This is a genomic window from Pseudomonas sp. K5002, from assembly GCF_013386655.1.
Classification (GTDB): domain Bacteria; phylum Pseudomonadota; class Gammaproteobacteria; order Pseudomonadales; family Pseudomonadaceae; genus Aquipseudomonas.
In genome coordinates, this window is sequence record NZ_JACARK010000536.1 from 1 (window position 1) to 2,324 (window position 2,324).

Genomic DNA, 2,324 nt, shown 5'->3' on the forward strand with positions numbered 1-2,324 from the left:
CGGCTCCCAGGCCCAGCGGGCGAATACCGTCTCAGTGGGTGCGCCGGGTGCGGAGCGGCAAATCACCAACGTAGCAGCCGCCAGCGAGGCGACCGATGTCGTCAATCTCGGCCAGGCCACGCAGATCTCCAACCAGGCCGCTGACCGTACCCTACGACAGGCCAATGCCTATACCGACAGCCAGATCAGTGCAGTGCGTCAGGATGCCTACGCCGGCATCGCGTCAGCGATGGCCATGGCAGCCTTACCTGTGGCGTCGACACCGGGCAGGAGCATGGTGGCCATGGGAACGTCGGTATACGAGGGGCAATCAGCCTTGGCCGTCGGCCTCTCGGGGCGCACCGAGGATGGTCGTTGGGCGTACAAGGCCAATGGTTCGGGCAGTGCCCAAGGAAGTGTCGGGCTGGCGGTTGGCGTGGGTTACGAATGGTAGGTCCTGATATCGGCAGGTCGAGGGTCTGACCCTCCCTGCCGATTTAGGAGCAGTCCGATGTTCTCCACCAGCCTCACTGTCCACAATAACCCTCAGTAATCATTGCCCGCTGTCGTAGCGGCTACCACTCGTGGAACCCGTCTCAGCCATCGGATTGCCGTGGTGCCTTGTTTCGGTTCGACGCATCCGTCAATGTCTCAGGTAAGTCATCGTGAAAGTCACATTGCGTTTCGATTCGCAGGTCGCTTGTCCGCATGCTGTTCCTCTCAACTCACTTCGCTCCCTCATTCGCGGCTTCTACTGCCCCGAGTTTGCGGTCACATCACCCGGTTGGCCGACTCTCGGCCTGCTGACCCTTACCGGGGTTTCGGCGCTGCTGGGCGTGTCTGATGCCCGTGCAGGCAACGGTGTACACATCAATGCGAATGACAGCGGCGAATGCGTCAGTCTCAATGACCCCCAAAATACTTATACTGCAGGCACCGGGGCCGACAGAGCCTATTTGAACGAAAACTTGAATTTCAAGGATGGTCAGTCGGGGCAGTGTGACTCGAACGCCAAGGATGGCCAAACCGAGAGCGTGATGTTCTATCGGCCGTTAGGAACACCGGGTGTTGGTGCAACCTCGCTTTCCTTGGGCGGGGAGCTGTATATCAACGGTGGGCGGCTGATGTTGGGAGGTGTCAACGGCAGCATCGCGATTGGCCATTCCGGCATTGAGGTTGGCGCCCCGCTTGCCACTGATAACGGCTTTGCCTTCGGCCGCGGTGCCCAGAGTACAGCCGCCTGGACCATGGCCTTAGGTCTTACCGCCAGGGCCCGGAACCCCTATGCACTGTCGTTCGGGAATACCGCTACGGCCTCCAATACATTCAGTACTGCATTCGGTTCGGCATCCACTGCTTCAGGTGAGTATGCCACTACACTCGGCGCGAGCGCGCAGGCGGGCGGTGCGAGTTCGTTCGCCGGCGGGCGATTCGCAGTATCACGAGGGGACAACTCGGTAGCGATCGGCAGGAACGCGAGCGCATCGAACTTGGAAAGCCTGGCACTTGGTTACAGCGCCCAGGCCCCCCAGAGGGCGAGTGTCGCGCTCGGCAGCTTCTCGGCCACTGACGATCTGCGCGAAGTTACGCCCGTGACCCTCAATGGACGCGTCTACTCCTTCGAGCGCAACAGCGCGGTCGGCACGGTCAGCGGCGGTAGTGCGGCGCGATTGCGCCAATGGATTTTTGTAGCTCCAGGGACGGTGAACGCCACAAGTACCGATGCCATTAACGGTGCCCAGTTGTTCTCGGGATATGAGGCGATCCGCCGTCTTGGAACACGTGAGACCACGGCCGGTGAATCGATGGCACAGGCCTTGGGAACCGGCCCGCTCGCCCAGGGCAATCGGATAGTACCGACACCTCTTGTACTGACCAGCCTTGCCCCGGGAACACCGCCGCCCACCACGCTGTTGGGGGCTCTGGCGGCCTTGGACAAAGCGCACAACGTCACTGATGACCGCATGGGTGAAGTGTTCGATTCCGTCATGGACATCTCGGAAAAATCCCAGGTGTTGAGGGCGACCAGGAGGTTCTACTGGAACCCCCAGACGGGTGCGTATGACGCCGACAGGGACGCTGGCGTGCCCACGTCGATTATCAATATGGCTGCCGGCGTGGCGGTAACGGATGCTGTAAACAAAGGTCAGTTGGACAGCGTTGAAAGCAGCGCCTTGCGTGCACAGCAGGCGGCCGGCACCGCCACTGCTGCTGTGGACAAGGCTCATCAGGTGTCGTTGGCGGCAAAGGAGGCCGCCGACTCATCGTTGGCACAGGCCAACAATGCCTCCCAGGAGGCAGCGGGTGCCCTTGACGCCGCCAATCAAGCCCAGGGCAGCGCCGGC

Annotated in this window: 2 protein-coding genes; both read left to right on the plus strand. The window is 61.4% G+C overall.

The window, feature by feature from the left end:
* The coding region (locus HX846_RS22795; protein WP_178966134.1) for a YadA-like family protein at positions 1–433 on the plus strand (433 nt) is incomplete at its 5' end.
* Between the two features lie 211 nt (positions 434–644).
* Positions 645–2,324 (plus strand): hypothetical protein (locus HX846_RS22800; RefSeq protein ID WP_372242010.1); only part of this gene is annotated, 1,680 nt, incomplete at its 3' end.